We start from the raw sequence: 26,432 nt of genomic DNA on the forward strand, positions 1-26,432 counted from the left end.
CGTTCGGCGGACAGCGGGTGAACATCCCCCGATTCGCGGCCGCGGCCGCGGTCCGTACGGGATAACGGAGGGGCTCCTGCGCCGCGCAGCGCACCGGAGCCCACCGGACCGGCCGAAGGACCTCACGATGCCCCTCAAGAACTACGGCGTGCTCGCCGCCACCGCCGTCGACCGGCGCCGGCCCCGGACCCGGATCCTGGCACCGGCCCGGATCCGGCCGCCCCGCGTCGGCCGTGGCTGCCCGCGCTCCACCGCACGGCCGTCCCCCGTCCGAGTGAGCCCCGGATTCCACCGGACCAGCCCGGGGCAATCTCGCCCCGTGACCACCTCCACTCCGCGCCGGACGCTCCGCCCCCGTCGGCTCCGCCACCCCGGTGGTGCGGCGCGAGCAGGGCCCGGCCACCCCCTCGCCGCGCGCACCGGCGTCCACCCGGCCCTCGGGCGGTGTCCGGGGCCCGGGCGAGGGGGCTCGGACGACGAGCCGCCCGTTCGGCAGCGGGCACGTCCGCTTCCTCACGCTCGCAGCAGAGCGAGCATCCCGTCCGTGTCGAGATCCACTCGTACGCCGAGGCCGCGGCTGACCCGGTCCAGAACCCCTCGCAGCCACTGCGCGTCCTCGCGCGAGGCGTGCCGCAGCCGCATCTGCTGAGCCTGCAGAGGCACCATCCGGGCACCGATCAGCTCGCCGCTGCCGGACTCCACCGTGACGAGGTACAGCAGCCGCAGGTCGTCCCGGTACCGCTCATGGCCGGCGATGCCCTCGTAGTCGTCGATGAAGTCGCCGCAGCCGTAGAGGATGAGCCTTCCGCGGTAGACCTCGATGGGGCGGGGGTGGTGCGAGGAGTGCCCGTGGACCACGTCGACACCGCCGTCGATCAGCGCATGCGCGAAGCGGATCTGGGCTCCGGAGACCTCGTAGCCCCAGTTGGACCCCCAGTGGACCGAGGCGACGACGACATCGCCCGGTCTCCTCGCCTGCCGTACTCGGTCGGCGATGTCGGCCGCGTCGACGGCCGACGCCTCGGAGACGAAGCCGACGCCGGCCCGGTCCTCGGCGGCGGCCCAGCGCCAAGGAATGCCGCTGGAGGCCGTCCCGAAGGAGAAGACCAGAATCCGCCCGCGGCCGGCGACCGGGATGATCGCCGGTCGGCGCGCGGCGACCGCGTCCCGTCCCGCTCCGACCGCCGGCAGCCGCGCGCTCGTCAAGGCGTCGAGCGTCTCCTCGAGCCCGCGGAGGCCGAAGTCCAGCACGTGGTTGTTGGCCAGTACGCAGACGTCGGGCCGGGCGGCGGCCAGGCAGGGCACGTTGGCCGGGTCCATCCGGTAGTGCACGTCCTTCCCCGGCGCGAAGTCGCTGCTACGGGTCACGCCAGTCTCCAGGTTCACCACCCGAGCGTCGGGCGCGGCCTCGTCGAGCAGCCGCAGGGCCTCCCCCCAGGGCCAGGAGAACTCGACCGGACGCGGAATCGGGCCGCACACCGCCTCTGCCCATGCGACGTAGGCCCGCGCATCCCGGGCGTACGGCTCCCGCAACGTCGGATCGCCGGGGTGCGGCAGGATCTGGTCGATCCCGCGGCCGAGCATCACGTCGCCGCAGAGGAACAGCCTCACCGGGTCGGTGCTCATGGTTCAACGCTAGACCCGATGCCGCCGCCGCGAAGGTCACGGCCCCGGGCGATGCGGCGTTCCGGCCGTCGCTACTGAAGAGCAACTCCGTCAGGTAGTTGGCAGCGGGGATCGGACTGCCCCTTGCCCAGCAGCTTCCGGAACAGAGTGCCGGGCTGTGCCCACAGGACGGCATCGACGCGCGGGTTCGCCATGAGCGTCGGGCACTCGACCCGCTGCCAGGTGTTCCCTTTCCTGACGGCGTCGCCGAAAATGATCCGCACCTCGCCTCGCGCGCCTTCGGAAAATCCCAACGAAGCGTTTCGCCAGAAGGCCGCAGCCTTTCCGGAGTAGTCCGAGTAGTACGGGGTGCACAGGTTGAGATCTTCGATCAGCATCATCATCGTCTGCCCGCCGTGCTTCTCGGCAGTGGCCTTCGCCGCCTCCTCGACCGACTTCCCTCTGTAGGTGCCGCTGTAGTACCACACGGCGGTGGGATCGCCGCGTTCCACGGCTTTCCGCATCTGCGCTCTCGTCACCCACCTGGAACTGTCATCGGTCTGCCCGGGAAGGACAACTCCGCCGCCGTTGGTCGGCCCCTCATTCGCAAAGGGAACCGACTCGCCGACCGACTCTGCCCTGATGGCCGGAGCAGGACTCGACGGCGGAATCAGTGAGGTCGGACGAATGTTCACGGCGGCAGGTCCAGCTCTCAACAATGCCTCCTTGCGAGTGGCTGACGGGATCCCGACCGGCGCAAATCTAGCCGCGAACTGCACAAGGAGGCGCGGGTGCCGGCAGATCAGGCCGCGCGCGCGGCGGCGTTGACATCACCTGATGACACCCTGCCCGATCGGGTCGTCCCGATGTGCCCGACGGGAAGTCCAATGCGCGAGAGGAGGCCTGCGATGGCCGGAGGCCGCCCCGGTCGGCCCCGTTCTCCGGAGGGCAAGGAAGGGAGGTGCCAGGGCGGCGGCGCGGTCTGTCCGCCAACGACCGCGGCACGAATCGGTGAAACGGTCCGGACCTGGCCGTACACGCTCCTGAGCAAGCATCGGAAAATCCTTGTGGCTCTTGTGCCGGGAGCCCTAGGTTCGAATCGTCTCATCCGCGAGGGGCATATTCCGGGCAGGGGTCCGTCGGCAACCTCCCGAGGGCTTTCCGCCGGAATGCATCCGGCATCCCCCTCGAGAGGAATCACGAGCGAAATCCGGAAGACCACCTCGAGGACCGCGTCGGAGAGTTCGGCAGCGAGGTCGGCGACGCGGACCCGGGGACCATCTCCGGTGGTCTCGCGTACATCTGACGTCCATTCCCCGGGCAGATGCCGGCGCAATGTCGCCGGTGCCCGGCCGGTCGTACAAAGGAGGGCTGTGTGTTGAACCTGCCGAGCGATCTGGCACGCGACTTCCATCGGCTGCGCGAGCGCATCACGCGCAAGGCGTCGTCCGCATGGTTCCGGGGGAAGCGCCAGGAGATCGAGAGCCTGGCTCCGTACGATCCCGGCCGGGGGCGCGAGCGCCTCGACCATCTGCTGGCCACCGCTTCGAAACAAGTCCCGTACTACCGCGCCCTTCGCGACCGCGAGCAGCTGAGCCTGAGTGACTTCCCCCTGACCCGCAAGAACGACCTGCGCGAGCACTTCGTCGACCTCATCAGCCGCGATGCGACCGGCCGGATGGCACCCGGCGCGTTCTACCTCGCTCAGACCAGCGGCAGCACGGGACAGCCCGTCACCCTGCTGTCGACCGCCGAGGCCGGCGGACTGTCGAACAACGTGATCCGTGAGCGGCTGAGCGCCTTCCTCGGCCTACCGGACCGTGGCACCGCCCTCAACCTGGGACTGCTCTTCCCCGGTACTCCACTCTTCCAACCGGTGATGCTGCCCCGCCCGTACCTCAAGTGCAACCTGCGTGGATACGACCCCCACGCGCCCGGCATCGTCGCGGATTACGAGGCCGTGGTCGGACGCATCCCGATCGACCAGATCGCCGGCTCTTCCAGCCGCGTCATCGCCCTGGCCCGATACTGCCTGGACCGCGGCATCGTCCTGCGTCCGCACGGTGTCGTGGCCTCCCACGAGCACATGCCCGACAGCGGCCGCCGTCTGATCGAGGAGGCGTTCGGCTGCCCGGTCACCATGCTGTACGCGACATCGGAAACCGGCTACGCGGCCTTCGAATGCAGCCGGCAGCGGATGCACTTCCAGGACGATTTCGTCCTGCCCGAGATCGGTCCGGCCGGTGATGACGAGGCCGGCGAAGTTGTCGTGACCGCTCTGCTGTCCACCCCGATGCCGGTCATCCGCTACGTGACGGGCGACCTCGCGCCCCGGCCGGTCGACTGCGGGTGCGGCCTGCCCGGCACCGTGACCGACGGTCTGCTGGGCCGGGCCCGCACCAGCCTGGTCGGTCTCGACGGATCGGCATACTCGCCCTATGCGCTGCTGGCCGCGCTGGCCGCCGCGGGCCTGCCGGACTTCCAGGTCGTACAGAACGAACCAGGCACGCTCGACCTTGTGACCGCCGGCCCGGCGGAAGTCGCCGCAGCCCGCGTGCGGGACATCAACACCAGCCTCGAAGCGCAGTTCGGTGCCCTGCAGGGTTTCCGCCTGCGCCACCGCCCGCACCACGACTTCCAGTTCACCGCGAGCGGCAAGCGCAACCCCGTGGTTCAGCACCTGGAGCTGCCGGACACCACCGAGCGCTCGGGATACCTGTGACAGCGCAGGGCGACAACCCCTGCGGGACGGGGCGGCGTTCGGCCGGGAGCCGGGAAGGGGCGCGGAGGGAGACAGCCCGGGCCTGGTGAACCCTGGGGCGTACCGGTCCCGTGAAACACATTACCGAGGCGTGATCTTCGCGGTTTCCGACCCGGCCTCGCAGCCGGGCGTCGTGCACCCCGAGTGCCGACGTCACACCACAGCACCCTCGCCCCACCGCACCCATCGCACTACCGAGGAGCGACAGATGGAGTCACCTCCGCCGCAGGCCGTATCCCACACCGCTCGGCCGGATGCGTCCTACACGGTCGAGGAGATCTCCAGACTGGTGGGGATGTCACCGCGCAACATCCGTGCTCACCAGTCCCGCAAACTGCTCCGGCCGCCGGCGCGCAAGGGGCGGATCGGTTACTACGACGAGACCCACGTCCGTCGCCTGCAGCACATCGTGTCCCTCCAGCGCCAAGGCTTCAACCTGGTGTCCATTGCGGCGTTCCTCGGTGCCGGGGGCCGCGATGCCGAGGAAGCCCAGCTCGCCGCCGCAGTCAACCGTGCGGTGCGTGACCAACCCGCGGTGTTCTACTCCCTGAACCGGCACGGCATGCTCGGATGGGAGGCCGACGGCACGATGACGGTTGCGCGGCCGGCGGTGCAGCGGGCGACGATGGAGCTCGTCCGGACGGGCGTCCCGCCTGCCACTGCGCTGCGGTGTCTGGCGCGGTCGCTGGACCGGATCGCCAGCACCGCCGAGGAGCTGGTCGCCTCATCGAGCGCGGAACTCATCGCCGGCGCCGCCGAGGAGCCCGTCACCACGTCGAGCGGGGACCTCATCGCCGGCGCACCCGTGTCAGCACCGGGACCGGCCAGCCGTGCGGCCGGTGGACCTCAGACCGCACGACTCACCGAGGGGTTGGTGGAGCTGCTGGTGAGCACGTTCCGGGTCGCTGCGGAGGACCGGGGCCGTGAGCTCGTCACCGAACTGCTCACGGAGAACGGTGGTTCCGATACCTGGGTCGAGGAGCACCTGGTGGTCGAGAACGGGTGAGCACGGCCCTGGTCGTGCCCGCAACTCCCCGTCGACGGCAGGATTCCGTGCGACCGTGAGCCGCCGCCGGGCACGGTCTCGTTCCTTCCCCGAATCGGCCACACCGCCGGCACTGCGGTCAAGGTGCTTCGGAAACAGCAGAGTTGCTGTGCGGCAGCGGCGAGCTCTCGACGTCCACAGTCCCTGCCGACGTGCCGCACGGCCGTCCCAGTACCGGAAGCATGAAAGCCAGTGAACCGCACTCCTTCCGTGCCAGGCACGGTCAAGGCCGAGAGCTACCGGCTCCGCGGCGATGCTCGGGTGACCGAGGAACCCGGTGGCGGCCTTGTCCTCGAGCAGTCCCGCTACCGGCTGCGCCTGCCCGGGCTGGAGGCAGGACGCCGTGCCGTGCTGCTCCGGATGGTGGAGAACTGGCTGAGCGACCTGCAGATCGCCCAGCTCGTCACCGGATTGGAAGGCGACTCGCGGCTCCTGCCGGCCCAGTTGCTGGTGCGCCGACTGCTGCTGCATTCCTGGCTGGAGCGCCGGCTCTCCATCGGATCCCGTGCCGTACTGGACGTCGTGCCCCGCCGTATCGGCTCCCAGAGCGTTCCGCCACAGCGCCGCCACAGCGCCGGGGCGCTCTACCGGCTGTCCAGGTTCGCGGTGCTGCGTGCCGAGCAGGGCCGGATGGTGGCGTACTCGCCGCTCAGCACCGTCGGGATCAGTTGCCCGGAGTTCCGGCTGACCGCTGTCCTGGCCCGCGCCTGCGAGGAGGAGATCGGCCTCGGCGAAGTGGCCGAGGAACTGGGAATCGACCAGTCGGCAGCGGGACTTCTGCTGGACGAGTTGCTCTCCGCCCGCCTCCTGTTGACGCCGGTGGAAGCCGAGGCCGAGACTCGTGCGGCACCGATGGCCCTCTGGTCGGCGGAGGAACTCTGGCTGCACGACCGCTCCCGCCCGGAGCGTCACGCGGCGCCGATCGGCGCAACCGATCGCTTCCGCGCTCTGATCGAGGAGGACCTCGTGCAGGCGGCCGCCATCGACGGCCGCCCCTCGATCGCTCTGCCCACACCCTCTTGCGCCACCCAGGCGTCCGGCTCCTTGTCAGCGGTGATGTCGCGGCGCCGCAGCGTGCGACGGCACGACGACAGCCGGCCGGTGACCGTAGAGCAACTCGGCGAGTTCCTCCACCGGGTGCAGCGCCTCGAACCGCGTGACCGTGACGGCCGGGTGACGGGCGTCCGGCCCTATCCGGGCGCGGGCGGCCTCGGCGAGCTGGAGATCTATCCCCTGGTCTCGCGATGCGTGGGCATGCCCCGCGGCCTCTACCACTACGACTCGGCGCAGCACCGTCTGGCGATGCTTGCCGGCCCCGGGCCCGAGACCGAACGGATGCTGTCATTCGCCCGTGCGACGGCCACCATGCCCGGTCCGCCGCAGGTCCTGTTCGTGATCACCGCCCGGGTCGGACCGTTGATGCGGAAGTACGAGGGGATCCCGTACGCGCTGGCGCTCAAGGACGCCGGGATCCTGACCGCCTGGATGTATCTGGTCGCCACTGACATGGGCCTTGCTCCCTGCGCCCTCGGTGCGGGTGACGCCGCCTCCTTCTCCGCGCTGGCCGGTCTGGACACGCTCGCCGAGCCGGCCATCGCCGAGTTCGCCCTCGGCTCCCGCTCGCCCGACGGTCGGGAGCAGGCATGAGGTTCCGCCAACAGGCCGTTCGGAGAGCGGAATCACCCGAGAAACCGGGCGGGGTCGCCCGGCCGGGCCCCGGTACCCGGCCGACCGTGCCGGCGCCCACCGCGTCCCTGCCGGACCCCGGCCAACCAGGCCTGTCCGGAGGAACCTCACCCCGGCAGAGCACGCATACCGATCCCCACCAGAGAGCAGAGGACCGAGCCATGCACTCCACCGAACGCACCGTTTTCGCCTCCGGCTACAGCGCGGTGGTGGCCGCCGTGTGGTCCGATCCGGGCCAGGAACGGCTCCTGGCCCGGGATCCGCGTGTCCTGCTCGCCGAGCACGGCATCCGGGTGCCGGCGGGAACGGCCGTGGTCGTCGTCCGTGACCGGCCTGCGGCATCGGAGGTGATGGATGCCCAGATCCGGTCGTGGGAGGAGGCAGCCATCAGTGGCCGGCTCACGCTGTTCGTGCCCCATCCGGATCGGCTCGAGACACGGGATCTCGCGGAGGAGGAACTGGAGGCGCTGGTGGCCGGCGTGGGCGTTCCGGAAGTTCCGGGAATCTCCCGCTGACGCGCCGGACGACCGGACCGTGGCATTCTTCGGTGCCACGGTCCGGAACGTCCTGTCGCCGGTGGCCGTGCCGGACGGATTCTCGTCGCGGTGTCAGTTCCGGAGAGCTTCTGCCAGGCTCGTCAGTGCGCGGGCAGGCTCGGGCGATGCGGTACCGGCCCTCGGTTGCGGGACGGTTTCCACGGCGGCGCACAAGTCTTCCGGGGTGAGTCCGGCCAGCCGCTCCCGGTAGTGGCGGAGCAGCTCGGCCGCGGTCCGGCGCAGCTCCGCCTGGTCCACCGGGAGGAGGGGCAGTTCGAGCCCGTCGTCGAGGCGGCGGGCGAGGACGGTGCGCAGGTCGGCGGTGCCGGGCTGCCGGACGGTCAGCGACAGGTGGAAGGACAGGCCGGTGGCGTGACCGACGGCCGAGTGGGGTGCGCCGCGGGGGATGTAGAGCACCTCGCCGGCGTGCGCCGTGGTCTCCAGCCGTACGGGGCCCGGGTTCGGCTCTTGGCTGGCCTGCCAGTGCCCGTCGTCGGGGATCGCGTGAACCTGCCAGCGTTTGCTGCCGTTCAGTTGCAGCACGAAGACGTCCGCATCGTCCCGGTGGGCGCTCAACCCCTGCTGACCGGGCGGGGTGACGAAGAGGAAGGCCTCGACGCGTCGGTCCAGTTCGGCGCCGAGGCGGTCAGTGAGTGCGGCCGCTCCGGAGTGCCAGTGCTCGATGTTGCGCATCAGCAAGGTGGCGCCGGCATCGAGCTGTCGCAGAACCTTGGCGGAGTCGGCGTAGCCGCCGAAGTCGTGACCCCTGACGCTGCGGGCGGTGGTGTAGTCGCCGTGGTCCAGTGCCTGTCCGCGGGAGACGAGTTCGAGGTAGGGGCGGCGCAGCAGGCCCGAGGTCAGTGCGGCGTCGACGTCTGCCAAGGTGACCGGTGGGGCGAGTGGAGTCGGCGGGCGCAGCAGACGGGCACGGCGACGCCACACCGTCGCCAGGAACGGCGCAGGGTCGCCCACCAGGGACCGGAGAGTTTCCATCGGGGAGTGGCCTTCTGTAGTGGGGCCGAGGCTGACGGGCGCCAGGAGGTCTTCCGCCGCCGGTGCGTCCCCGTGCCCGGCGCGCCGGCCGCGGTTCGTACGGTGGAGAGCAGATCGTGGTGGAACGGTCCGACAGGAGCCCTCCGGACGGACGACCGGTCGGGCGCCGGCGACAGGCGCCGACACCCGACCGGGGGAGCGAACCTCAGATGACCATCTCGCCGCCCGAGATGGCCTCCAGGTCCTCGTCGTCGACCTCGGTGCTGAACTCGTCCGACGCGGTCTCCGGGGTGACGTTCTGGGTGTCGCTCACGATTCCTCCAAGGGGGTGCCAGGTGTGTTCCGGCGGAAAGGATCGGGGAATTCCCGGCAGCCTCGTGCGGAACATTCCGTCTCTCGGCGAGACGATTCGAACCTAAGGCTCACGGAACAATGGGCACAAGAATTCGCCGACACTTCCTCGGGCACGTGCACAGTTGAGCCGAACCGTTCCACCGATTCGTGCCGCAGTTGTTTTCGCACCACACGCCGTCCTGGACGCCCTTTCCGCGCGCCCGGAGAATGGCCGCCCCGGGGCCGTTTCCGGCCTGACCCGACGAGCACTGGAGCAGGCGATGCACGACCGTGCGGCCCGCAGCCGGCCGGCACCGCGGTATGACGGGCACGGTGCGGCACGCAGAGTCGTCCCGGATCCAGGCGGCGGCCCCCGTGCCGCTGCCGGACGCGGTGCTGCGCCGGCTCGGCCTGAGTGGGAGCGTGTCTGCGACGTGCGCCACCCCGAGCGGCACTACCGGCGCCACGACCGCACCCGGGACCACCTGTTCGTCATGGACAGCCTGCTGCTCCCCTGGTGGTCCGGACACCCGGAGCAGGTGGCGAACGTGCCGGCCGGGGTCTGGGCACCGGCCGCGGCACCTCCGTGACACCCATCCGTGCAAGCGTCCTGTCCGCAGTGGCCGGGGGCCGTGCCGTTCGGCTGCCGGGGCGTATCGCCGGCGGCCTCCCGGCCTAGGCTGCGGGCCTGAGGGCAACCCCGACGGGGGACTGCCCGGTCCCCTGTGCACAGCATCGGAAAGGAGTCCGGATGTTGCTCGGTGTGGCCATCGGCGGTGTCGGGTGGCATCCGGACGCACGGCGGCCGGCGCGTCCCGACCTGACGGACGCCGGACGCTACCGGCGACTCGCCCTCGCGGCCGAGCGGGGAGGGCTGGACTTCGTCACGCTCGACGGCTCCCCGGCTCTGACCGCGGTGCCGGACGGGCAGCCGGACGCGGTCACCGCGCTGGCCGCCGTTGCACCGGTGACTCACACGATCGGGTTGGTGGCGACAGTGACCACCACCTACGCCGAGCCCTTCCACGTTGCCCGGGCGCTGGCCACTCTCGATCACATCAGCCACGGCCGAGCGGGATGGCGCCCGCGGGTGGCGGCCTCGGCGGCCGAAGCCGCGCATTTCGGCCCCGAGCCCCTGCCGGAGATCAGTCGACTCCGCGCGGAGGCAGCGGAGTTCACGGAAGTCGTCACCGCACTGTGGGACAGCTGGCAGGACGATGCGGTCATCCGCGACACCGCGAGCGGTCGTTTCCTGGACCGCGCCAGAATCCGTCACATCGACCATGTGGGGCAGCACTTCCGCATCAAGGGCCCGGCAGTCGTGCCGCGGCCACCGCAGGGCCACCCCGTGCTCGCCTCCGGTCTCGATCCTGACTCCTCGTCGGTCTCCGCCTACGGCGCCGATCTGGTGTTCACCGAGGTCCGCAAGGCGCAGCAGGTACGGGCAAGCGTGGGAACCGGCGTGCGGATCCTTGGTGAGGTCGAGATCGTCCTCGACGACCACGGCCCGGGCCGGCCACCTGAGCAGCAGGGCGTGGCGCAGCCGCTCCGGCTCGCCGGAAACGCCGCCGAACTCGCCGCTCGACTCGATGCCGTGTACGCGTGCGGGGTCGTCGACGGCTTCCACGTGCGACCCGCCGCCCTCCCCGGTGCCGTCGAGCACTTCGTCCATGAGGTCGTCCCACTCCTGCGCCGGCGTCACCCGGCCCGGTCCGGCACACCAGGGGGGTCGCTGCGCGAGCGACTCGGCCTGCCCGCCCGGGCGTCCAGTGTGTTCCCGCTCCGAAAGGCAACGCCGTCACGATGAGCAGTACCGGCAAGGCGATGCACCTGGCGGCTCTGTTTCCGTCCAACCAATCGGCCGCCTGGCGTGACCCGCGGGCCGGTGACCACAGCGACTTCGCCACCTTCGCCGGCCTGGCCCACACGGCCGAGCGCGGTCTGTTCGACTTCCTTCTCCTTGCCGACTACCCTCGGCTGACCGAACACCGCGGCGCCATCTCCGAAGTGGGCGCCGCCGGAGAACTCGATCAGATCACCGTGCTGTCAGCCCTGAGTGCCGTCACCGAGCGGATCGGGCTGGTCCCGACCGTCAACGCGACCTTCAACGAACCCTTCGACGTCGCACGGAGACTGGCGTCGCTGGACCACTTCTCCAACGGCCGGTGCGGGTGGAACGTCGTCACCACGTCCAACGCCTGGACCGGCGCGAACTTCCGCCGCGGCGGCTACCTCCCGCATGCCGACCGCTACCAGCGGGCGGCCGAGTTCGTCCGCGCGGCCCGGACCATGTGGCGCAGCTGGGAAACGGACGGTCCCACCCCGTTCCGTCACGACGGTCCGCAGTTCCGCATCAGCGGGCACTTCACCGTCCCGGCCGGACCCCAGGGGTGCCCACCCACCCTTCAGGCCGGCGACTCGGAGCAGGGCCGGGAGTTCGCCGCCTCGCACGCGGACGTGGTCTACAGCCGGCACCTCGGCAGAGCAGGTCAGACCTTCGCCGCCGACATCCGCAGTCGTACCGCCCGGCAGGGGCGTGACTCCCGTGACGTGAAGATCATGCCCGGGGTCTCGTTCGCGCTCGGCGACACCGACAAGGAAGCCCGCGACAACGCACGTGCGGCCCAGGAGCAGTCCGTCAGCCCGCAGTTGGCGATCTGGTATCTGGAACGCACCTGGGGGCGCGCGCTGTCCTCCTACGATCCTGACGGGCCACTGCCCGACATCGACCCGGAGCGCACACCGGACCCGTCGCAGTGGTCCGGTATCGCGGCGGCCGAAGTCAGGTCGACGCGGGCACGGAAGTGGCGGGCCCACGCTGCCGAACACGGCCTCGGCATCCGGGAGCTGGTGATGAAGCTGACCAGTGGAAAGCCCTTCATCGGCACCCCGGCCGGCGTGGCGCAACAGATGACCGACTACGTCCGTTCGGGCGGCGCGGACGGATTCATCCTGGTACCCGCGTACGCCCCCGGGGGCCTGGACGACTTCGTCGACCGAGTGGTCCCCGAGCTGCAGGAACGCGGCAGTTACCGCACCGGCTACACCGGCGAGACCCTGCGCGACCACCTCGGCCTGCCGGCACCCGGCAACCGTCGTACAGGCTGAGCAGGTCTCGGGTTGATCGGCGGGTGGGACCGGGGCTCTCACGCGGGCCAGGCCACCGTGTCGCGATCCGCGGTATGCCGGAACACCTGCATGGCATCGGTCGATGCAATCCCGAGGGGATGCATCCATGAACCCGTGCTCTCGGGCTGATTCCTTGTGGCCGTCGGACAGGGGTGGTCCGGACCTGGCGCCGCGGTGTGGTCCGGTGGGCTCAACGGGGCCCTCCCCCCGGGCACCGAGCTCCGACACGGGCTCGTCGGCTTCCGGCCGTCACCTGACGGCAGATCACCGAACCGGCGCCCGTGAATCGACGTCGATGACATGGATCGCTGTCAACGTGGAGCGGTGCCCTGCGCACCTTGGTGGCAATTCCCCGGAGAGGTTGCCGGCCTCCGTCGCCCGGAAATATCGTCAACGACACACCGAGCGGATCACCGGCGCAGACGACCGAAGAACCCCACAGGTGCGTCGACGACATCAACCGTGACCTCGCCTCGTACTTCCGCGACGGCCGGGGATTTCGCGTTCAGCTCTCCACCGCGGGCACGTTCGTCCTCAGCGGCCAGGGCAGACGCAACCCCGTCGTCCAACGGCTCGAGGTCGCGCCCGGCGCCATGGAGGGCGGCGGTTGCCTGAGGTCCGGAGTCCGAAGCCGAGGGTATGCCGGCCCCCACACAGAGCCCTGACGTCTCGTAGAGGAGATTGTGCTGTGAACGGATCGCCTCTCCAGGTCGTCGGATCCCTGGAGGAAGTCCCGTCGTCACCGGACGCGCTGACGGTGTTCCTGGCCGGCGGCATGCGCAACTGCCCGGACTGGCGGCAGCCGGCGATCGAGGCACTCGCCGACCAGTGGGGCCGGGCGGGGACCGATCGCCCCCTCACCGTGTTCAGCCCCAGCCGGGTCGTCTCCGCGTGCGCGTTCAGCCACGCGTTGGTGCGCTGGGAGCACCATGCGCTGCAAGCGTCCGACGTGGTCCTCTTCTGGTTTCCCCGGGGCAACGAGAAGGCGCCCGAGCAGCCGATCGCGCTCTACGAACTCGGTGTCGCCGCCGCGACGTACAAGCCGATCGCCGTGGGCACCGAGCCCGGCTACGTGCGTCGCGACGATGTGGGGGCCCAGCTGCGGCTGATCCGCCCGGACGTCCCCGTGCGCCGCGACCTGGGCACCACGGTCGGTGACGTCGTCCGGGCGCTTCGCCTCACGGAGAAGGCGCTGGGCGAGGCGTATTCGACAGCCGGCACCCTTCAGGCCGTCTGACAGGCGGGAAGCGTCGATTTCACACAGGAAGGAAGGCCAACTGTGCAGTTCCGTGAGCAGGCTCTCGCCAAGCTCCAGTCCACCTCCGACCTCGGGACAGCGGCCACGCTGGCCAAGCCACGCAGCCTGGTCGCGCTGCTCATGGTCACTGTGCTCGTCGCCGCCGGCACGCTGTGGGCGTTCACCGGCTCCATCCCGCGTCAGGTCACCGTGCCCGGCATCCTTACCTATGGTGAAGGCAGCTACACCCTGGACAGCCCGGTCTCCGGGCAGATCACCGGGGTCTTCGCCCAGCAGGGCACGGCCTTCCCGGCGCAGACTCCGCTGTTCACCATCCAGGTCGACTCGACTCTGCAGACGGTTCGTGCCTTCAGCGGCGGACGCACCACAGCGATCCTGGCGCAGGTCGGCCAGGTGGTCACCGCGGGCACGAGTCTCGCAGTGGTCGAGCGCACCAGCGGTCCGAGTGATCCGTTGGTCGCGGTGCTGTACGTACCGACGAGCAGTGCCGGGCTCATCTCCCAGGGCAGCAGCGTGGACCTCGACCTGCGGTCCGCGCCGGCCCAGGAGTACGGGGTGCTGCGCGGTGTCGTCCAGTCCCTCAGCCAGTTCTCCCAGACCGAGGGGCAGATATCGAGCTTCCTCGGCGACGCTCAACTGGCCAGGCAGTTCTCCGGCCAGGGGCAGCCGATGCAGGTGGTGGTGCAGCTCCTGACCACACCGGACACCACGAGCGGGTTCCGGTGGTCCACCCGCACCGGCCCGCCGTACCTGATTGATTCCCGCACGCTGGTGAGCGCTTCCGTGCACTTGCCATCGGTCAGACCGATTAGCTGGGTGTTGTCATAGATGTCCGTACTCACAACCACCGACGGTATGTCGAAGGTGCGTGCGCGGCTGAGGCGCCGTCCGGCACGCCGCGTCAAGCCACCGGTGATCTTCCAGATGGAAGCCCTGGAATGCGGGGCTGCCAGTCTCGCCATGGTCCTCGCCCACTACAAGCGCTACGTGCCGCTGGAGGAGCTGCGGGTGGCCTGCGGGGTCTCGCGCGACGGCTCGAAGGCCTCGAACGTTCTCAAGGCGGCGCGGCGCTACGGCATGGTGGCGGTCGGACGCCGGATGGACACCGAGGCTCTTTCGAAGTTGGAGCCCCCGGCGATCCTCTTCTGGGAGTTCAACCACTTCGTGGTCCTCAACGGGTTCGGACGGCGCCTGGGCAAGGACGTCGTCTACCTCAACGACCCCGGCAGCGGGCCGCGGGTCGTCAATCTCGCGGACTTCAACGAGAGTTTCACCGGCGTGGTACTCACCATGTCGCCGGGCGAAGGGTTCCGCACCGGCGGCCGGCGACCCGGCGTCCTCGCGAGCATGCCGACCCGGCTGCGCGGGAGCGGGGGCCTGCTCGCGCTGAGCACCTACGTCAGCGTGCTGCTCGCGGTCGTCGGCGTGGCGTATCCGGCCCTCACCCGGGCGTTCATCAACGACATCCTGCTGGGCGGCGACAGCTCGTTCCTCATGCCGTTCTTCGGCCTGATGGTCGCGACCATCGCGGTGACGGGGGTGCTCACCTTCCTGCGCCAGTCCTTCCTGCTCCGCTTGCGCATCTCGAACGCGACGATCAACAGCACCCGCTTCCTGCGCCACGTCCTCAGACTGCCCATCAACTTCTTCGTCCAGAGAAGCCCGGCGGACATCAGCAGTCGCATGCAGTCCAACGACCAGGTTGCCGTGACCCTGTCCAACGACCTGTCGAGTACGCTGGTCAATGCCCTGGTCATCGTGCTGTACGCAGGTCTGCTGTGGGCCTACGACCCTTGGCTGATGTTGCTGAGCGTGACACTGTCGCTGCTCAACATCGTGGCCCTGCGCACGGTGGCCCGCATCAGGGCCGGCGGAGTCAGCCGGCTGGCCACCGACGAGGCGCAGCTGCTGATCACCTCGTACAGCGGCTTGCAGCTCATCGAGACGATGAAGGCCACGGGCGGCGAGAACGCCTTCTTCCGACGCTGGGCCAAGGAACAGTCCGTCGTCGTCACCGGACAGCAGAAGATCGGCGTGCCGAGTGCCGTCATGGCCGTGGTCGCTCCCACACTGGCGTCCGTCACCACCGCGCTGCTGCTGTTGGTCGGTGGACTCCAGGCCGTGCAGGGAAATCTGACAGTCGGTCTGCTCGTCGCCTTCCAGGCCCTGGTCTCGGCCTTCGTCAGCCCCATCGCACAGCTGATCGCAGTGGCGCAGCGTGTGCAGGACTTCGCCGTTCAGGTGACCCGCCTGCGCGACGTGGAGAACTATCAGCCGGAACAGCGCCCGGCTGCTTCCGAAGCCCCAGCAGGGCGACTTGCCGGCAACCTGACGTTCGACGCGGTCACCTTCGGCTACAACCCGCTGGATGCTCCGCTGGTCAGCGAATTCTCCTTCTCGGTGGGCCCCGGCAGGCAGATCGCGCTGGTCGGAGGCTCGGGGAGCGGCAAGTCCACCGCGGTGCGCCTGATCTCGGGCCTGTACCGGCCCTGGGAGGGCTCGGTGCACATCGACGGTCTCCCGCGCGACGGTATCGCGCCGGAGGTGCTCAGCGCCTCGGTGGGCTTCGTCGACCAGGACGTCTTCCTGTTCGAGGGGACCGTGCGGGACAACATCACGCTGTGGGACACCTCCATCTCCGACGACCAGGTCATCGCCGCGCTCCGGGACGCCGCGGTGTACGACGTGGTGTCCTCGCGTCCGGGTGGTATCTACGCCCGGGTGGAGGAGGACGGCCGTAACTTCTCGGGCGGACAGCGCCAGCGCTTGGAGATCGCCAGAGCGCTTGTCCGCAAGCCGCGCCTTCTCGTCCTGGACGAGGCGACCAGCGCCCTGGACGCCGAGACGGAACTCCTGATCATGAACAACATCCGCCGCCACGGCTGCGCCACGGTCGTCGTGGCACACCGCTTGAGCACCATCCGCGACAGTGACGAAATCGTCGTGCTGAGCCGGGGTGACGTGGTCGAGCGGGGGACACACGACGACCTGTCCGCAGCCGGCGGCGCCTACGCCCAGCTCATCAGGGAGCACTGACGCATGAGCACGACATCCCCGAGGCCCGAGCGGCCGTCGGCGGTCGCGGCGGCTTGGCGACCGCCCGCCGGGATCGGCACCGAGATCGACTTCAGCGCGGGACACGTGCGGTTGGCCGGCGAGGACTCACTGTGGCTGGTGACCGACGGAGCCGTCGACATGTTCGCCATGGAGACTGCTGAGGGCGGCCCGTGGCACTTCGTCAGCCGGTTCACACCGGGCGCCGTCATCGCCGCGCCGCCGTCGTGCCCCTCGAGCGTCCCGGTCCTGCGAGCCGTCCACGGCTCTCGCGTCCTGCGATTGGATGCCGCAGACCTGGCAGGGCTCCTGCACGGTGGCGTCCGCGCCGCGGACGCGGGCGAGTCATCCCGTCGGCGCGAGGCTGTTGCCCGCGGTATCGACGCCGGGCTCAACGGCCTTCTGGGCTTCGTCACCGAGCAACCGGCATCCCGGGAACACGTGCTCCTGAGCGCCGGAAGCCGGGGTGAACTGACGGACGAGGAGTGCGGGCGCTCATCCGCGGGACTGATCTGGGTCGAGGTCCTGGGCGGTCGACTGTGGGTGGGAACGCCCGGCAGCGGTGAGTGGCTCTCCTCCGGCGACACGTTCGTGGTCAACGAAGGCAGCTCCGTCCGCGGCGGGCCCTCGGCCTCGTTCAGGACCTGCTCGACCAGTGACCTGCTGGCCGACGGCCGGTTGTGGGACCGCTTGGCCGTGGTGAACGAGCGCATGCTGCGGATGGCCGACCGGGTCATCACCGCCGAAGTCGAGCAGGCCGAGTCCCGGGTCCGAGCCGTGCGCGAGATGGAGGCCGCGGTGACCGACAAGGCCAACCGCGTCCTGCAGGCGGTGCTTCAGCCGACCGAGCACGTCTCGCGCAGCGGACCCGTCCACACCGAGGACTCCACCGAAGCGGCCTGCCGCATCGTGGCCGACGAACTGGGCATCCCCATCCTGCCGGCGTGCGGCTCCGCGGCCGAGGGCAAGATGGGGCCGATCGAGGCGATCGCCGTGCGCTCGCGCTTTCGCATACGCGCGGTGAGTCTGGACGAGCGCTGGTGGCGCACGAACATCGGACCGTTCGTCGGACGCCGCTGCGACTCGCCCGAGCCGGTGGCGTTCGTCTGGAGGCGCGGACGGTACGTGGCCTGGGATCCCGTCACCGGTGAGAAGAGCCCGGTGAGCGAGCAGACGGCGGCGGACTTCGACGACACGGGGGTGCTGTTCTACCCGCCCCTCCCCGAACGGCCGATCAGCACAGGGCGGCTGATCCTCTTCGGCCTGAAGGGCAGCGCGCGGGACATCCGCAACCTGATCACCTTCGCGCTGGTGGCGGTCGCGGTCGGCACCACCGTGCCCATCAGTACCGGGTTGATCCTGGGAACGTTCGTCCCCAACGCCCAGACCAACCTCATCGTGCAGTTGTGCGTCCTCACGCTGATCGCCGCCCTCACATCGGCAGTCTTCGCGGTGTTGGAGAACCTCGCACTGCTGCGCGTCGGGGGTCGCTTCGAAGCCACCCTGCAGGCTGCTGTCTGGGATCGGCTCCTGCGCCTGCCCGCGCCCTTCTTCCGTCGGTACTCCACGGGCGAACTGGCCAGTGCGGCGCTGGGGGTGAAGAACATCCGCACCGTGCTGATGAACGTGAGCTACGTGGTGCTCTACTCCAGCGTGGTCGCGGTGGTGAACTTCGCCGTGATGTTCTGGTTCAGTGTGCCTCTGGCCCTGCTGACAGGGTTGTACGTGCTGGTCGCCGTCGTGTTCTTCGTCGTGCTGGGGGCGCGGCAGATGAAGTGGCAGACCCGGTCTCTGGAGTTGGAGTACAAGCTCGCGAACCGCGTGTACCAGAGGCTTCGAGGGCTTCCCAAGCTGCGGGTGGCGGCCGCCGAGAACCGCGCCTTCGCGGCCTGGGCGAACGAGTTCGCGCAGCAGAAGGAGCTGCAGAAGCGCATCGGCAGGTATCAGAGCGCGGCAGCCACGTTCAACGGCGTCTACCCGCTGATCTGTGTGCTGCTCACCTTCGTGGTCATCAGCGGGCCGGCCGGCGGGGCGCTGTCGATGACCCGGTTCCTGTCCTTCAACGCGGCCTTGGGCATCGTCCTCGCGGCAGTCATCCAGGTGACCAACTCCCTTTCCTCGGCCTTCGCGGTGATCCCCATGTTCAACCGCATGAAGCCGTTGCTCGCCGAGTTGCCGGAGGCCTCGGACGCACACACGGTGCCGGGTGAACTGTCGGGGGACATCGAGGTCAACCGTGTGACGTTCCGCTATGACGAAAGCAGTCCACCGGTCCTCGACAACGTGTCCCTGAGCATGCGGCCGGGCGAGTTCGTGGCGATCGTCGGCCCCAGCGGCTGCGGTAAATCAACCCTGCTGCGACTCCTGTTGGGCTTCGAGCACCCCTCCAGCGGCAACGTCCTGTACGACGGCCAGGACCTGGCCACCCTGGACAGAGTCGCGGTGCGACGGCAGTGCGGCGTCGTTCTGCAGCAGACGAAGCCGTTCGCGGGCACCGTCTTCCAGGCCATCACCGGCGCCCTCAACTACAGCCACGACGATGCGTGGGCCGCTGCCGAACTGGCGGGCATCGCCGCGGACATCCGCGCCATGCCCATGGGGATGCACACGCTGGTGAGTGACAGCGGGACCTTCTCCGGCGGCCAGCGTCAGCGCCTCGCCATCGCACACGCCCTGATCCGCCGCCCGAGGATCCTGTTCTTCGACGAGGCCACCAGCGCGTTGGACAACGAGACCCAGCGGATCGTCACGGAGAGCACTCAGCGCTTGAACGCAACCCGCGTCGTCATCGCGCACCGGCTCTCGACCGTCCTCGACGCCGACAAGGTCGTCGTACTCGCCGAAGGCCGGGTTGCCGAATGCGGACATCCGTCCGAGCTGCTCCGTGACTCCACGAGCCTCTTTCACCAATTGGTGCGCAGGCAGATGCATGAATCAGAAAAGGTGATGATGTGAACTGCGGGAAGAGAAGGCTCCGTCTGCCGGCCGCCGCGGCAACCTTGCTCCTGGGTCTCGGCTTCACGGCCGGCTGCGGCACGGTCCGCAGCGGCGACACCGGTGCACACGGCTCCACGCCAGGGGCGGTCATCTCCCAGGACGACGCGTCCGCCGTGGTCAGCCGCTACGACGACGCGAACAACCGGGTGAACGCCGCTCTCGACAGCGAGGGTCTGACGGGCATCGAAACCGCGCCGCTGCTCACGGCGGACGTCGCATGGATGCGCATCAGCAAGGAACTGAGCCGGCCTGTCGCCCCCATCAGCGACAAGGGCATCACCGTCTACGCCACATCGGGCGCGGCCTACCCCCACTGGTTCCTGGCCGTGTCCAGCCGGGCACAGGGAGGGGTGCCCTACCCTGGTCCCACGTACCGGGTCTTCGTGCAGGAAGGGCCCGGAGCGCCCTACCTGGCCGCGTATTCGCTCACGGTCACCGGGCCGGTGCCGAAGATCGCCGTCGACAGTGCGGGCGCCGCCTCCGCCGTCTCGAGCCCGGACGGCCTCCTGGTGGCTCCGGATTCCCTGGCAGCCGACATTCTCGCCCACTACCAGAAGAACCTCGTCGGCAAGGACAAGTTCTCCTACAGCAGTCCGCTGGACGACAACCTCTCCAACGGTTACACCCTCGGCGAGAAGCATCTGGGCGATCAGGGCACGACCCTTTCCAGGGCGCTGAGCCCGACACCCCCCAAGACCTATGCCCTGCGGACCTCGGACGGTGGTGTGCTGGCTTTCACCACCGACGTCGTCACCGACACGCTGACGCCGGTCAAGGCCGGAGGCACAGTCTCGCTGTCCGCGAACAGCACCGCCGCCGCGCAGTTGGGAAAGCCCGCCGGCGCGACGTCCGACCAATTCAGCATCAGCAGGCTGGAGACGTTCCTGACGTACATTCCGACCAGCGCCTCTGGGGCGAAGGCCCAGGTCATCGGCTACAACGAGGTTCCCATAAGCGTCAGTTGACCACTGCACCGGCACATCCGAGAAGAAATCACCAGAGGAGTTCACCATCATGAAGGACAACGACTTCCAGGTCACCGACGCCGACGACACCGCGGCGGTGCATGCGGAAATCGATGAGGAGATCTGCGACGGCGATCTGGACGCCATCGGCGGCGGCGACGGCGGGCAGCCGACCTACCCGCCGTACGTGTGATCCTTCGTGCCCGCGACCTCGGCCGTGGGGTCGCGGGCACGAGAACGCCCGCAGGGTCTCACCTGGGTACTCCCCAACCGTGCTGAGCGCGCGATTCACGTGCCTCGAACGCGGCTTGCGCCATACCGGCGACCACCGCGTCGAGCTCCTCGTCATGGAGTTCCACGTCCGTCCGCCCGATACCGCCCACCGCCTCCACGAGAGGGCGGTCGGGCGAGGTGGCCGAGTTCTCAGCGCCATGCGTCATCGAGGGTCCCGTTTCTCTCAGTCTGACGGCCATTGCTGCGCGGAATCGGGCCGGGAGCGAAATCGGCGACAGCCGGCTCCGTTGCGCTGTCAAGGCCGACGGCGTCCTGGGCCTCCGCCCCACCCGCATGCGTGTGACGGCGTCAGTCAGGTGGGTCATGACGTCCGTTCGCGTCAGTGACCTATCCATGACTACGTCGCCGGCGTCGACCCGGGTTCAGCTTTCCGTTCCACCTCGCGCGGCGAGGTGGGCCTGGAACGTGGATTCGCGTTCGATGGTCCTGCCACTGTCGTGGCGGGGTGCCGGCTTGCGGTTGTCCCGACCCGGTGGCCGTCCGGGGCCGGGCCGGGAGGGTTTCGGCACACGGACCGGGGTGAGGAGCTGTCTCACAATCCCGGCACTGCGTGGTGCCGATCGATCATCCGGGACCGGCACCACCTGCTCCGCGCCTCGCGCGAGCCGCGGGTCCCCAACAGGCGGACCATCGAGGCGCTGCTCGCGGGCCCGGGCTCCATCGCATCCGGGGTCACATCACCCGGGAAAGCAGAAGGTGCGGATCGAGGCCAACCTCGATCCGCACCTGATCACTGCTCTTCACCTCCCCATGGGGAGATGTTTTGTGTCCGAGGGGGGACTTGAACCCCCACGCCCGATAAAGGGCACTAGCACCTCAAGCTAGCGCGTCTGCCATTCCGCCACCCGGACCGGGTGTTGTCTCTGCGGCCTCGTCGGCCGCGCTGACAGATGTAACTGTAGCAAAGATCGGCTTGCGCTCCCAAAACGGCTGTGGGTGGGGGAGCGGGGGCGGGCGACGGGGCCGGAGGGGCGGTCTGTGGCGCGGGTGTGACCAGGGGGTTTCCTGAGGTTGCCGCCGGGTTCGCGGGGTGGATCCGGGTGGGGGGCTGCGGGAGGATGGGCGGACGTGCTCGTACGACCCGGGTGCAGGTCCCGGGGGTGGCGCGGTGGTGCGCCGGTGCGGGGCTGAGACGAGGAGTGACCGTGAGCGAGCGGAGCGAGTCGGCGGGGCGGGCGGCGGCGCCGAAGGTGACGGCCGAGTCGGAGGTCGCCGAGATCTGTCGCGATCTGATCCGGATCGACACCAGCAACTACGGCGACGGCTCCGGGCCGGGGGAGCGGAAGGCCGCCGAGTACGTGGCCGAACAGCTCGCGGAGTTCGGTCTCGAACCGCAGATCTTCGAGTCGGCCAAGGGGCGGGCCTCGACCGTGGTGCGGATCGAGGGGGAGGACCGGTCGCGCCCGGGGCTGCTGATCCACGGGCACACCGACGTGGTGCCGGCCAACGCCGCGGACTGGACGTACGACCCGTTCGGCGGCGAGATCGCGGACGGGTGCGTCTGGGGGCGTGGCGCCGTCGACATGAAGGACATGGACGCGATGACGCTGGCCGTCGTCCGCGACCGGCTGCGGACCGGGCGCAAGCCCCCGCGCGACCTGGTCCTGGCCTTCCTCGCGGACGAGGAGGCGGGTGGCACGTTCGGGGCGCGGTACCTGGTGGACAAGCACCCGGGGCTCTTCGAGGGGGTGACCGAGGCGATCGGCGAGGTCGGCGGTTTCTCGTTCACCGTCAACGACCGGACCCGGCTCTACCTGGTCGAGACGGCCGAGAAGGGCATGCACTGGATGCGGCTCACGGTCGAGGGCCGGGCCGGGCACGGGTCGATGGAGAACGACGACAACGCCATCACCGAGCTGTGCGAGGCGGTGGCCCGGCTGGGCCGGCACAAGTTCCCGCTGCGGATCACCAAGACCGTCCGGGCCTTCCTGGACGAGCTGTCGGACGCGCTCGGCGTCGAGCTCGACCCGGAGAACATGGACGAGACGCTGCGGGTGCTGGGCGGCATCGCCAAGATGATCGGCACCACGCTGCGCAACACCGCCCAGCCGACCATGCTCGGCGCCGGCTACAAGGTGAACGTGATCCCCGGGCAGGCGACCGCGCACGTGGACGGGCGGTTCCTGCCCGGCTACGAGGAGGAGTTCCTGGCCGAGCTGGACAGCGTGCTCGGCCCGCGGGTGAAGCGCGAGAGCCTGCACTCGGACAAGGCGATCGAGACCGGCTTCGACGGCGCGCTGGTGGAGGCGATGCAGACCGCGCTGCGCGCCGAGGACCCGATCGCGCGGGCCGTGCCGTACTGCCTCTCCGGCGGGACGGACGCCAAGTCGTTCCAGGACCTCGGGATCCGCTGCTTCGGCTTCGCGCCGCTGCAGCTGCCGCCGGAGCTGGACTTCGCCGGGATGTTCCACGGCGTGGACGAGCGGGTTCCGGTGGACGGGCTGAAGTTCGGCGTGCGGGTGCTGGACCGATTCATCGACGCCAGCTGAGCAGGTACGGCTGAGCACGGCCCGCCGAGCAGGCGCAGGCTGCGTACGGGGCCTGTGGAGCACTGGGCCCCCGGCAGGGGTCGCGGCCCGTTCCCGGGGTGCCGGGGGCGGGCCGTCCGCATTGTCCGAGCTAATGATTTGGGACGGCGGAAAAGTGATCGAGAGAAACGTTTCTCCTTGAGTTTGCCGATCGACTGTCTGTGCGATCCATCACCGTTGCGAGTGAATGGGGAAAAGGTTCCGTACCCCGTTTGCCACACCGTCGTTCATTCCTGTGCAGCCCGCCGAACGGGTTGCGTGGTCCGTACAGGAGGAATGATGAAGGTCAAGAAGATCGCCGCCGTAGCCGCCGCCACCAGTGGGCTGGTCCTCGCCGCCGCCGGCGTTGCGTCCGCCCACGGCGGCGCCGTCGCCGACGGTGTGGCCGCCGGTTCGCCGGGCGTGGTTTCCGGCAACCAGGTGCAGATCCCGGTGCACATCCCCGTGAACATCTGCGGCAACACCGTCAGCGTGATCGGCGTGCTGAACCCGGCGTTCGGCAACCACTGCGCCAACTTCTGAGCGCAGGTTGACCGTGTGATCGGCTAACGGGCCGATCATCGGATTGACTTACTTGGCCCCCGGGTGGCGGACGCGCCGCACCGGGGGCGCTTGTCTGTCCGGACTCGTCGAGTCGTCCGTCCACGCCCGGTGCGGGGCTTCGCTCGATCGGGTGAAGCGGGTTCGTTCGGCTCAACCTCGCTGCTTGCGCCTCGTTGTTCCGTGTGCACTCGAAGACCTGGCCAGTTATTCGGAAGTTCCGACTTTCTGCAGGTCATCACGTCGTCTCGATACGTCAGGGGAAAATATGAGGAATGTAGCCAAGAAGGGGCTCCTCACGGCCGTGGCCACCGGCAGTGTCCTGGCCTCGACCGCCGGCTACGCCTACGCGGGCGCCGAGGCGCTAGGGGGTGCGGCCGGTTCGCCGGGCGTGGCCTCGGGGAACTCGGCGCAGGTGCCGGTCGAGGTGCCGATCAACGCCTGCGGCAACACCGTCGACGCGGTCGGCGTGCTCAACCCGGCCTACGGCACCCACTGTGCCAACGCCGGCAGGCACCCGGGCGGCGGCAACGGCCACAGTGCCTCGGGATCCTCCGCCTCCGGCACGGCGGCCGGTTCGCCCGGTGTAGCCTCCGGCAACAACGTCCAGGCGCCCGTCCACGTGCCGGTCAACGCCTGCGGCCACTCGGTCGACGTGGTCGGCGTCGGCAACCCGGCCTTCGGGAACGGCTGCGGCAACGAGGGGCCCACAGTGTCCACCCCGCCCAGCAAGCCGGACGACGACTGTCCGGAGAGCCACAGCCCGAACCCGCCCTCGCAGACCCCGGGCAGCGGTGAGACCACGCCGGGCAACCCGCGGCCGGGCAGCCCGTCCGCCACGCCTCCGGCCGCCACTCCCTCGACGGGCACCCCGACCGCCACCACGGCGACCGGTGGCAGCCAGAGCGGCCAGGCCGTGCCGGCCTCGGCCCGGACGGCGAGCCCCCAGGCGACGGCGCCGGCGGCCACGGGTACCCAGCTGGCCTCGACCGGCGCGGGCAGCACCGAGCTGCTCGGTGCTGCCGGCCTCGCGCTGCTGCTCGGCGGCGGTGTCCTCTACCGTCGCGCCCGCGCCGGCATGCGCTGAACAACCAGCGTGGGTGGTTCAGCGTGCGCCCAGGCTCGCGCTGAACCACTCGCCGTGAGCTGAGATCGCTGCGCCGCGAATGCTGCGCTGAAAGATCGCTGTGCTGCGAATCCGGGCTGGAAAGGGCGGGCTGCGAGCGCCCCGGCCGAACGCCCAGCCGGAAAAGAGCCGCCCGCGGCCGTCGGGGAGGAACAGACGGCCGCGGGCGCGTGAGCCCCGGGTCTGGCGTCCCGACCCTTCAGGCGCTCCGGGCGTTCCGGGCGCTTCAGGCGGGGAGGCCCGGTGACCGCGCCTACGGCGTGACGGCCGTCACCAGCTCCGGACCTGCCGGATGATCCGTCGCCGTAGCAGCACCGTCCGGCTGCCGTCGGGGAACAGACGGAGTCTGTCCAACTCCCAGTGCCCATACTCGGCGTGGTCGGTGAGCAGTTGGCGTGCCGCGTTGCGCGAGGTGCCGCGCGGCATGCGCAGCGACTGGTACTCGTACTCCGGCTGCCGGACCGGCTTCGGTGGGGTCAAAACGCTCCTCCTGAGGGACACCTTCGGGCAAGCCTACGGCCTGCCCCCGACAAGGGGCCCGGGTATTTTCGGCCGTGCTCCCACCGAGCCTCCACCCGTGGCCGCGCCTGCGAACCGCCGTCCCATCGGCGGCGACTCGCCCGCACCACGCCCGCGTCGCGCGTGCGTCGAGGCCCGCGTCGGGCCCGCGATCCTGACAGAGCATCAGTTCCGTTTCTCCTCCTGACGGGATACCCCGATCGCGGCTCGCCAAGCGGCACCCGGACGGCCCACGCGTGCCGTCCCCGGGGTCCGCGCGCGGGGCGTACGCGGGAACAGAACCACGCGGATCGGACATCAGGGGGGAAGTTGCGGTGAAATCGCGGGTGTAGGTGACAACCGCTGTGCGTACCGGCACCGCGGGGAGATAGCGTCTGCACCATGTCTGATGCCGCGCAGCCCACCATTGCCGAGGTACGCGCCGCCGCCGAGGCGGTCAAGGCCGCCATCGACCGTCATCTGGAAGCGGTGTCGAGCCCCAGCGCAGCGGACGATCCCGCTGTGTTCGCCGCCTACGAGCAGCTCGCGACGGCGGCCATCGCCTACGACCAACTCCTCTACGAGGTCTACGACGAGGTCACCCCCTTCGAGGTCCCGGGGGACGAGGGGCCGGGCGGGTACCACGGTCCCGAACAGCCCGAGGCGATCAGCGTGCTGATCCGACGCGACTACCACGTGGTGGACTCGAAGCGGCTGCGCGCCCAGGCCGAGCGGCTGGAGGACTCGCTGACCCCCGGCGGGGGCGGCACGGGCGGGCTGAACGCCGCGATCGGCGTGCTGTTCGGAGAGTACGAGCCGGACGAGATCGCCGCCCGCAGCGAGGAGTTCGGGTTGGAGGAGGGCGACTCGACGCTCTGGGTCGCGGCGGCCGAGCCGACCGAGCCGGGGGAGTGGCTGCCGGAGCCGTTCGAGCACGCGGACCCGCAGCTGCTGATCTGCCGGTTCGACGTCAGCGAGGTCTACGACGACGAGGACCTCGACGACTGACCCGAGCCGCTCCCGGCGTGGTCCGAGGTGCCCGGGCGGGGCGGCAGCGGGGTGCCCGTCCCCGGCCCGCCCGACT

The 26,432-nt window shown here is 69.8% G+C and carries 21 protein-coding genes and 1 tRNA gene; 17 read left to right on the top strand and 5 right to left on the bottom strand.

All coding sequences use genetic code 11. The features are described from left to right. Positions 1 to 513: 513 nt before the first annotated feature. Both OG286_RS30400 and OG286_RS30405 read right to left on the bottom strand, forming a co-directional pair. Positions 514 to 1,626 carry a CapA family protein gene (locus OG286_RS30400; RefSeq protein ID WP_396325769.1) on the bottom strand — a complete coding sequence of 371 codons (1,113 nt, stop codon included), beginning with the start codon at positions 1,624 to 1,626 and terminating at the stop codon, positions 514 to 516. A gap of 71 nt (positions 1,627 to 1,697) precedes the next feature. After that, positions 1,698 to 2,300, bottom strand: a complete 603-nt coding sequence (locus OG286_RS30405; RefSeq protein ID WP_396325768.1) for a hypothetical protein — start codon at positions 2,298 to 2,300, stop codon at positions 1,698 to 1,700. A gap of 680 nt (positions 2,301 to 2,980) precedes the next feature. On the opposite strand from OG286_RS30405, the gene OG286_RS30410 reads away from it, so the two are divergent. The 4 genes from OG286_RS30410 (at position 2,981) to OG286_RS30425 (ending at position 7,612) form a co-directional block, all read left to right on the top strand. Beyond that, positions 2,981 to 4,327 carry a phenylacetate--CoA ligase family protein gene (locus OG286_RS30410; RefSeq protein ID WP_405359358.1) on the top strand — a complete coding sequence of 449 codons (1,347 nt, stop codon included), beginning with the start codon at positions 2,981 to 2,983 and terminating at the stop codon, positions 4,325 to 4,327. A gap of 247 nt (positions 4,328 to 4,574) precedes the next feature. Then, on the top strand, positions 4,575 to 5,372 hold the full coding sequence (locus tag OG286_RS30415) for a MerR family transcriptional regulator (protein WP_405365911.1): 798 nt from the start codon (positions 4,575 to 4,577) through the stop codon (positions 5,370 to 5,372). Positions 5,373 to 5,672: 300 nt separating this feature from the next. Beyond that, positions 5,673 to 7,058 (top strand): SagB family peptide dehydrogenase, encoded by a 1,386-nt coding sequence (locus OG286_RS30420; RefSeq protein WP_396325765.1) that lies wholly within the window; start codon positions 5,673 to 5,675, stop codon positions 7,056 to 7,058. A gap of 200 nt (positions 7,059 to 7,258) precedes the next feature. Next, entirely contained in the window at positions 7,259 to 7,612 is a 354-nt protein-coding gene (locus OG286_RS30425; protein ID WP_396325764.1) for a hypothetical protein, read from the top strand. A 93-nt stretch (positions 7,613 to 7,705) separates the two neighbouring features. Here OG286_RS30425 and OG286_RS30430 read toward each other — a convergent pair whose 3' ends face one another. Continuing rightward, positions 7,706 to 8,515 (bottom strand): JmjC domain-containing protein, encoded by an 810-nt coding sequence (locus OG286_RS30430; protein ID WP_396325763.1) that lies wholly within the window; start codon positions 8,513 to 8,515, stop codon positions 7,706 to 7,708. 878 nt (positions 8,516 to 9,393) lie between these two features. On the opposite strand from OG286_RS30430, the gene OG286_RS30435 reads away from it, so the two are divergent. From OG286_RS30435 to OG286_RS30475, 9 genes are all read left to right on the top strand, one after another. Next, the gene (locus OG286_RS30435) at positions 9,394 to 9,549 is read left to right on the top strand and encodes a hypothetical protein (protein WP_396325762.1); all 156 of its coding nucleotides are present in this window, start codon (positions 9,394 to 9,396) and stop codon (positions 9,547 to 9,549) included. 161 nt (positions 9,550 to 9,710) lie between these two features. Next, positions 9,711 to 10,766: an LLM class flavin-dependent oxidoreductase gene (locus tag OG286_RS30440; RefSeq protein ID WP_396325761.1), complete on the top strand. Its 1,056-nt coding sequence runs from the start codon at positions 9,711 to 9,713 to the stop codon at positions 10,764 to 10,766. Continuing rightward, positions 10,763 to 12,067, top strand: coding sequence for an NtaA/DmoA family FMN-dependent monooxygenase (locus OG286_RS30445; protein WP_396325760.1), 1,305 nt, complete (start codon positions 10,763 to 10,765; stop codon positions 12,065 to 12,067). Before OG286_RS30440 ends, OG286_RS30445 begins: the two co-directional genes overlap by 4 nt. Before the next feature lie 709 nt (positions 12,068 to 12,776). Then, complete coding sequence (locus OG286_RS30450) at positions 12,777 to 13,325, top strand: nucleoside 2-deoxyribosyltransferase domain-containing protein (protein ID WP_405365912.1); 549 nt, start codon at positions 12,777 to 12,779, stop codon at positions 13,323 to 13,325. Positions 13,326 to 13,367: 42 nt separating this feature from the next. Next, positions 13,368 to 14,174, top strand: coding sequence for an HlyD family efflux transporter periplasmic adaptor subunit (locus OG286_RS30455; protein WP_396325758.1), 807 nt, complete (start codon positions 13,368 to 13,370; stop codon positions 14,172 to 14,174). Beyond that, a complete protein-coding gene (locus OG286_RS30460) occupies positions 14,175 to 16,382 on the top strand; it encodes an NHLP family bacteriocin export ABC transporter peptidase/permease/ATPase subunit (RefSeq protein WP_396325757.1) in 2,208 nt (735 codons plus the stop codon). A gap of 3 nt (positions 16,383 to 16,385) precedes the next feature. Continuing rightward, entirely contained in the window at positions 16,386 to 19,355 is a 2,970-nt protein-coding gene (locus OG286_RS30465; protein ID WP_405359352.1) for an NHLP bacteriocin export ABC transporter permease/ATPase subunit, read from the top strand. Continuing rightward, positions 19,352 to 20,362: a hypothetical protein gene (locus tag OG286_RS30470; protein WP_396325755.1), complete on the top strand. Its 1,011-nt coding sequence runs from the start codon at positions 19,352 to 19,354 to the stop codon at positions 20,360 to 20,362. The genes OG286_RS30465 and OG286_RS30470 overlap by 4 nt, the downstream gene beginning before the upstream one ends. Positions 20,363 to 20,411: 49 nt before the next feature. Then, positions 20,412 to 20,555 (top strand): hypothetical protein, encoded by a 144-nt coding sequence (locus tag OG286_RS30475; protein ID WP_396325754.1) that lies wholly within the window; start codon positions 20,412 to 20,414, stop codon positions 20,553 to 20,555. 867 nt (positions 20,556 to 21,422) lie between these two features. Here OG286_RS30475 and OG286_RS30480 read toward each other — a convergent pair. Next, positions 21,423 to 21,507 (bottom strand) — tRNA-Leu (locus OG286_RS30480). 294 nt (positions 21,508 to 21,801) lie between these two features. On the opposite strand from OG286_RS30480, the gene OG286_RS30485 reads away from it, so the two are divergent. From OG286_RS30485 to OG286_RS30495, 3 genes are all read left to right on the top strand, one after another. After that, entirely contained in the window at positions 21,802 to 23,145 is a 1,344-nt protein-coding gene (locus tag OG286_RS30485; protein ID WP_396325753.1) for a M20/M25/M40 family metallo-hydrolase, read from the top strand. A gap of 315 nt (positions 23,146 to 23,460) precedes the next feature. Next, positions 23,461 to 23,706, top strand: a complete 246-nt coding sequence (locus OG286_RS30490) for a chaplin (RefSeq protein ID WP_396325752.1) — start codon at positions 23,461 to 23,463, stop codon at positions 23,704 to 23,706. Positions 23,707 to 23,992: 286 nt separating this feature from the next. Continuing rightward, entirely contained in the window at positions 23,993 to 24,811 is an 819-nt protein-coding gene (locus OG286_RS30495; protein ID WP_396325751.1) for a chaplin family protein, read from the top strand. Positions 24,812 to 25,120: 309 nt separating this feature from the next. On the opposite strand, the gene OG286_RS30500 is transcribed toward OG286_RS30495, so the two are convergent. Continuing rightward, entirely contained in the window at positions 25,121 to 25,330 is a 210-nt protein-coding gene (locus tag OG286_RS30500) for a DUF5703 family protein (protein ID WP_037846781.1), read from the bottom strand. A 420-nt stretch (positions 25,331 to 25,750) separates the two neighbouring features. On the opposite strand from OG286_RS30500, the gene OG286_RS30505 reads away from it, so the two are divergent. Then, a complete protein-coding gene (locus OG286_RS30505; protein WP_396325750.1) occupies positions 25,751 to 26,356 on the top strand; it encodes a hypothetical protein in 606 nt (201 codons plus the stop codon). The last annotated feature ends 76 nt before the right edge of the window (positions 26,357 to 26,432 follow it).

It is taken from the genome of Kitasatospora sp. NBC_00039 (genome assembly GCF_045160625.1).
Taxonomy (GTDB): Bacteria; Actinomycetota; Actinomycetes; order Streptomycetales; family Streptomycetaceae; genus Kitasatospora.